The sequence below is a fragment of the Bradyrhizobium sp. genome (genome assembly GCF_049586575.1).
In the GTDB taxonomy this organism is placed as follows: Bacteria; Pseudomonadota; Alphaproteobacteria; order Rhizobiales; family Xanthobacteraceae; genus Bradyrhizobium.
The window spans coordinates 1-5,802 of sequence record NZ_JBAVCF010000765.1; the positions used below are offsets into that span (position 1 = coordinate 1).

Here is a 5,802-nt window from a genome sequence, read left to right on the forward strand (position 1 = left end):
GAACGAACGTTTCTCACCGTCACCGCCTCGTGACGGCCGGTCGGCAAACGGGCGATCGCCGCGCGGACGCGGCGCATCGCGATCGTCGCGGCGCGGCGGACGATCGTCGCGGTTGCCGGCATAGGGCCGCCGTTCGCCTTCCGCTTTGCCCGCAAAACCGCGCTTGGCGAATTTCTTCTCAGGACCCCGAGGAACGCCCGAGCGGCCCTTGCCGCCGGACGGACGGTCGCGCCGGCCCCGGGAGTCATTGTTTTTATCGCTGTCGCGGGGCATGAAAGGTCTCGTTTCGGGTGCAAGTACAAATGACGATCATGCGCTCTCTTTCAATGAGGCGCATTCTCACGCAAAACCGGTATCCACTTTTGCTGAAGGCCCATCCCATAGCAGAGTTCTCCTGAGGATACGAGGCATGGCAGCCGCATCTTTCATGGATTTGGCGCTGAAAGCGGCCGAAACGGCCGGAAAATCGGCCGAAGTGCCGATCGGATGCGTCATCGTACTTAACAGCGAGGTCATCGCCACGGCCGGAAACCGTACCCTGACCGATCGCGATCCGACGGCGCACGCCGAAATTCTCGCGATCAGGCAGGCCACAAAGGCGGTCGGCAGCGAGCGGCTGGTCGATTGCGATCTCTATGTCACGCTGGAGCCGTGCACGATGTGCGCCGGGGCGATCTCGCTGGCGCGGATCAGGCGGCTTTACTACGGGGCAGCCGACCCGAAGGGCGGCGCGGTCGATTCCGGCGTGCGGTTTTTTGCTTCATCGACCTGTCACCACGTACCCGAGGTCTATTCGGCGGTGGGAGAAAAAGAAGCCGCGACGTTGTTGCGGGATTTCTTCAAGGTCAGAAGGTAGCCTACCCTCGTCATCATCTGCGAAAGCGGATGATCCAGTATTCCAAAGGCGTCGACGCTTGAATCGGGAGACCTCGGCGTACGGGATACCCCGCCTTCGCGGGGTATGACGAAACACATTACCTGGCCAGAAAAAACTCGCGCAACGCCTTCGCCGTCACATCCGGATTTTCTTCGGTCAGGAAGTGACCGGAATCGACCGGCGAACCCGAAACATTGGTCGCCCAGTTCTTCCAGGTGTCGAGCGGAGTGGCCGCGGCGCGCGCAATGCCCACATCACCCCACAGCGCCAGCATCGGGATTGTGATCTTCTTTCCCGCGTCGCGATCGGCCGTGTCGATATCAAAGTCGGCATAGGCGCCGGCGCGGTAATCCTCGCACATCGCATGGACTCGCGAGGGATCGCGGAACGCCGCAAGATAATGTTCAAGCGCGCGCGGATCGATGGCGTCTAGGGTTTTCGACTTGGTCTGGCTTGCCATCTTGAAACGCAGGAAAAAGTCTGGATTGCCGCCGATCAGCGTTTCGGGCAAGGGTGCGGGTTGGGCGAGAAATGTCCAGTGATAGATTTTCAGCGCATAGAGCCGGTCCATGCGTGCCCAATAGTCGTAGGTCGGCAGGATATCCAGTACCGCCAAACGCGACAGCCGGCCGGGATGATCGAGCGCCAGCCGATACGCTACTCGCCCGCCGCGATCGTGACCGGCCAGCGCGAAGTGCACATGGCCGAGTTGCTCCATCGCTTCGATCATGGTCTGCGCCATCGCGCGCTTGGTATAGGGCGTGTGATCCTTGTCGCTCTCCGGCATGTCCGACCAGCCGTAGCCCGGCAGGTCGGCGATGATCAGCGTGAAGCGGTCGGCGAGTTGCGGCGCAACGCGGTGCCACATCACATGCGTTTCGGAAAAGCCGTGCAGCAACAACAGCGGCGGCCCTTTGCCGCCGACGCGGGCAAAGATGCGGCCGGAACTCGTATTGATCCATTCGGAGGCAAAACCGGAGAACAGGTCGGCCAGATCAGACATCGTCGATCACTCCACGCTTGATCCGTTCGGAAGACTATTTCTGCGCCTGTTCCTGTTCCACCGCCTGCCAGCCGATATCGCGCCGGCAGAAGCCGTCCGGCCATTTGATCCGGTCGATCGCGGCGTAGGCGCGCTGCCGCGCCTCCACCACGGTCCTGCCTGAGGCGCAGACGTTGAGCACGCGGCCACCGTTGGCGAGGATGGCACCGTCCTTGGCGATGGTCCCTGCCTGAAAAATCTCGACGCCCTCGATCTGCGCCGCCTCTTCGAGCCCCTCGATGCGGGTGCCTTTGGCGTAATCGCCGGGATATCCCTTCGCGGCCATCACGACCGTCAACGCCGGTTCTTCAAACCAGCGCAGATCGAAATGCTTCAATTCGCCGTCGCAGGCAGCAAGCATCGCCGGCACGATGTCCGACATCATGCGCAGCATGAGCACCTGGCATTCGGGATCGCCGAAGCGAACGTTGTACTCAAACAGCTTGGGACCGGCCGCCGTCAGCATGACGCCTGCATAGAGCACGCCACGAAACGGCGTGCCGCGCGACTTCATGCCGGCAACCGTCGGCAGGATGATGTCGGCCATGATCTGGTCGTGAATGGCTGGTGTGACAAAGGGAGTCGGCGAATAGGCGCCCATGCCGCCGGTGTTCGGCCCCCGGTCGTGGTCAAACACCCGCTTGTGGTCCTGCGCGGAAGCGAGCGGGATCGCAGTCTCGCCGTCGCACAGCGCAAAGAAACTGATCTCGCGCCCCTCCAGATATTCCTCGATCACGACTTCCGCGCCGGCCGCACCGAAGGCGCCATCGAACATCATGGCGACGGCGGCTTCCGCCTCCGCCAGCGTCGTCGCGACCACGACGCCCTTGCCCGCGGCGAGCCCGTCCGCCTTGACCACGGTCGGCGCACCATGCCGGCGCACATACGCAAGCGCCTCGGCCGCATGGTCGAAACGGCCATAAGCGCCCGTCGGAATACTGAATTCAGTGCAGAGCGCCTTGGTAAATCCCTTCGATCCCTCCAGCCTCGCCGCCTGCTTGCTGGGACCGAAGGCCTTGATACCGGCACGCGAGAGATCGTCGACGATGCCGGCAGCGAGCGGCGTTTCCGGGCCGACCACGACCAGGTCGACCTTCTCGCGCTGGCAAAACGCGATCACGGCAGGATGGTCCGCGATATCGATGCCGACGCATTCGGCCTCGCGGGCGATGCCGGCATTGCCGGGCGCACACCATAGTTTTGTCACTAGCGGTGACGCCGCAATCTTCCACGCGAGAGCATGTTCGCGGCCGCCGGAACCGAGCAAAAGGATTTTCATGGAAACGCCATAGGAAGCTCGCGTGATCTCACTGTCGGTCGCATAAAACTCCGTTGGGCCGCAAGGGGCTAGCGATCGGGACTAACCGTTTCCAGATGCCGCGATGATCTGTTGCAGCGACGCGACATGACGGGCGAACGCGCCACGGCCGGCCGCGGTCGCAGTGACGGTGGTCTGCGGCTTCTTGCCGACGAAGGCCTTTTCGACCCCGACATAGCCCGACTTCGCCAGCGTCTCGATATGGGCGCCGAGATTGCCGTCGGTCGCGCCGGTCATTTTCTTCAGGCGGGAAAACTCAAGTCCCTGGCCCGCCGGCAGCGCGTTCAACGCCGCCATGATCCTCAGACGAAGGGGTTGATGAATGACGTCATCGAGCTCGGCCATGGATCAAATCCTGCGCATCCAGAGTCCGCTGAGGATCAGTCCGCCGCCATTGACGGCGGCCATCCAGAGCAGAAACGCGCCACCCTCGACGAAGAAATAACCGATTAGCGTCAGCACGATGATGGACAGACCCATCGCGAAAAAAGCGCCGCCGAACCAAAACCCGGCCATGCAGTAGAACAACATGAAATAGACCGGCCAGAACGCGCCCATCTCACGCGGGCCGTAATGGCCGAGGACGCCGCTGCAGAATATGCCGAAGGCGTAGAACAGCAGGAATGCGCCAAGCACCCTGAAATCGAACGTCTGCACGCCGGTCTTGCTGGCGCCCGTGGTGGAAAGCGCGGCAGCGACCGCCACGTTCAGCACATTGACGGTGATCCAGATGAAGCCGCTGTAGCGCGGAACGAGGAAGTTCGCGACGTTGCCCGCCAGCACCAGCACGCCTGCGGCAATCATGATCTGGCTTGCGATATCGTAGATGCGGGACTGGCGAACACGCTGAACGATCTGCTTGATATCGTTCAGCGCCTGCGCAGCTTCCTCCGGACCGATGTCGGTCATGATCCCATCCGTTTGTTCGCGACGTCATCTGCAACCGCCGAGACCGCCTGGGCATTACAGACAATGCCCATGTGGTCGACGCCGGCAATCAGCTTGACCTCGACGGACGGTGCGACCGCATGCACGGCGTCGGCATATTTGTCGGCCAGCATCAGTTCATCGCTGGCGCCGGAAATCAGTGTGATCGGGTGATGCGCGGCGGCGAAATCGACTTGATAGCCGCGTGTCGCGAAATTGCGCATCAAGCGATAGGAATAGTGCGGATTGAGAATCCGTTCGGAGTTCGCGGGCACTGCGAAGGCGAGCGTCGGCAGCGATTCGCAGCAATCGATGCCGATCCTGTGCAGGACCGTCAGCCCAAGGAAGCGCGGAATGTCTGCGCTGGCCCAGCCGCCAGAGCCTGGCCGGTTGGTCGGGGCGTCGTGGCCGAGATAGGGCGCCAGCAGCACAGTGCGGGCAAACAGGTTCTGGATCGGCGATGCTGCAATTCGCAGCGCGAAGCCGCCGCCCGCGGAGTGACCGAGCAGCGTCAAGGGTTCGGTGGGAGAGGTCTTGCGCACCAGCGCAACGAGATCCGCCATGTCGTTTTCGAGTTGGCCGACGTAGGCAATGTCGCCGCGGGTGCCTGAGCCGCCATGCCCGCGAATGTCAGGCGCATATGTTTCCACCCCATGCGCGGCAAGTGCGTCCGCCAGCGCGTGGGCCGAGGCGCTTGATCCCGAAGAGCCGTGCACGAGAATGGCAATCTTGCCGCTCGAAGGCCCGCGAGCCGGGTAATGCCGGTAGGCAAGCTCAGTGCCGTCGCGGGCGGAAAAGCGCGACAGCGGCGGCATGTTGCTGCGATCGACTGCGCGCGCGGACTGCGAGATCGAGGTCAGTTCAGGCAGGCGTTCGAGCGGCGTCGCGATCATTGTCGCCAGCACCACGGCGACGAGGCCCACGAAGCCGAAGGCCCAGCCCAACACTTTCAGCGGGAACCGCACGATCCATTTCGACATGACTCGCTCCTCCTGGCTTTATGTAATTAAGATAACTCTGTATTACAGAGTACTTTGCATAACAAGTGGAAAATTGGCGGACGAGGCCGAAACTCCTTAACTTTGGATGGACCCGATCCCCCGAATCGTTGACCGAGATGACCGCAACTGAAGCGCTGATCAATGCACCCGAATTCACGGTGACCGAGCTGTCGTCCGCACTGCGGCGGACGGTGGAGGACGCCTATGGCCATGTCCGGGTTCGCGGCGAAATCACCGGCTTTCGGGGTGCGCACGCGTCCGGCCACTGCTATTTCGCGCTGAAGGACGACGGCGCGAAGATCGAGGCAGTGATCTGGAAAGGCGTTCACTACCGGATGCGCTTCAAGCCGCAGGAAGGGCTCGAGGTCATCGCCACCGGCAAGCTCACCACCTATCCCGGCTCGTCGAAATACCAGATCGTGATCGAAGCGCTCGAGCCCGCCGGTGTCGGCGCGCTGATGGCGCTGATGGAAGAGCGGAAGAAGAAGCTCGCCGCCGAAGGCCTGTTTGACGAAGCGCGCAAGCAGCTATTGCCGTGGCTGCCGGAGGTAATCGGGGTGGTCACCTCGCCAACCGGCGCCGTGATCCGCGACATCCTGCATCGGCTTCAAGACCGCTTTCCCCGCCGGGTGCTGGT

7 protein-coding genes and 1 pseudogene are annotated in these 5,802 nt (G+C 62.4%); 2 read left to right on the forward strand and 6 right to left on the reverse strand.

Annotated elements, in window-relative coordinates:
• Positions 1 to 273 (reverse strand): annotated as a pseudogene (locus WB528_RS27435) (pseudouridine synthase); the annotation flags it as partial.
• Between the two features lie 136 nt (positions 274 to 409).
• Here WB528_RS27435 and WB528_RS27440 point away from each other — a divergent pair.
• A complete protein-coding gene (locus tag WB528_RS27440) occupies positions 410 to 856 on the forward strand; it encodes a nucleoside deaminase (protein ID WP_423892481.1) in 447 nt (148 codons plus the stop codon).
• Positions 857 to 974: 118 nt separating this feature from the next.
• Here the strand turns inward: WB528_RS27440 and WB528_RS27445 are convergent, their stop codons facing one another.
• From WB528_RS27445 to WB528_RS27465, 5 genes are all read right to left on the reverse strand, one after another.
• A complete protein-coding gene (locus WB528_RS27445; RefSeq protein WP_423892482.1) occupies positions 975 to 1,880 on the reverse strand; it encodes an alpha/beta fold hydrolase in 906 nt (301 codons plus the stop codon).
• A 34-nt stretch (positions 1,881 to 1,914) separates the two neighbouring features.
• A complete protein-coding gene (gene purD / locus WB528_RS27450; RefSeq protein WP_423892483.1) occupies positions 1,915 to 3,198 on the reverse strand; it encodes a phosphoribosylamine--glycine ligase in 1,284 nt (427 codons plus the stop codon).
• Between the two features lie 81 nt (positions 3,199 to 3,279).
• The gene (locus WB528_RS27455; RefSeq protein ID WP_423892484.1) at positions 3,280 to 3,582 is read right to left on the reverse strand and encodes a winged helix-turn-helix domain-containing protein; all 303 of its coding nucleotides are present in this window, start codon (positions 3,580 to 3,582) and stop codon (positions 3,280 to 3,282) included.
• A gap of 3 nt (positions 3,583 to 3,585) precedes the next feature.
• Positions 3,586 to 4,146 carry a hypothetical protein gene (locus tag WB528_RS27460; RefSeq protein WP_423892485.1) on the reverse strand — a complete coding sequence of 187 codons (561 nt, stop codon included), beginning with the start codon at positions 4,144 to 4,146 and terminating at the stop codon, positions 3,586 to 3,588.
• Positions 4,143 to 5,144, reverse strand: coding sequence for an alpha/beta hydrolase (locus WB528_RS27465; protein ID WP_423892486.1), 1,002 nt, complete (start codon positions 5,142 to 5,144; stop codon positions 4,143 to 4,145). Before WB528_RS27465 ends, WB528_RS27460 begins: the two co-directional genes overlap by 4 nt.
• A 137-nt stretch (positions 5,145 to 5,281) precedes the next feature.
• On the opposite strand from WB528_RS27465, the gene xseA reads away from it, so the two are divergent.
• Positions 5,282 to 5,802, forward strand: a 521-nt coding sequence (gene xseA / locus WB528_RS27470) for an exodeoxyribonuclease VII large subunit (RefSeq protein WP_423892487.1), incomplete at its 3' end; no start/stop codon positions are given.

Bases quoted from the DNA above. Each gene is read 5' to 3' on its own strand.
- WB528_RS27465 (WP_423892486.1), bottom strand. From the start codon at position 5,144: ATGTCGAAATGGATCGTGCGGTTCCCGCTGAAAGTGTTGGGCTGGGCC.
- WB528_RS27440 (WP_423892481.1), top strand. From the start codon at position 410: ATGGCAGCCGCATCTTTCATGGATTTGGCGCTGAAAGCGGCCGAAACG.
- WB528_RS27455 (WP_423892484.1), bottom strand. From the start codon at position 3,582: ATGGCCGAGCTCGATGACGTCATTCATCAACCCCTTCGTCTGAGGATC.
- WB528_RS27460 (WP_423892485.1), bottom strand. From the start codon at position 4,146: ATGACCGACATCGGTCCGGAGGAAGCTGCGCAGGCGCTGAACGATATC.
- purD (WP_423892483.1), bottom strand. From the start codon at position 3,198: ATGAAAATCCTTTTGCTCGGTTCCGGCGGCCGCGAACATGCTCTCGCG.
- WB528_RS27445 (WP_423892482.1), bottom strand. From the start codon at position 1,880: ATGTCTGATCTGGCCGACCTGTTCTCCGGTTTTGCCTCCGAATGGATC.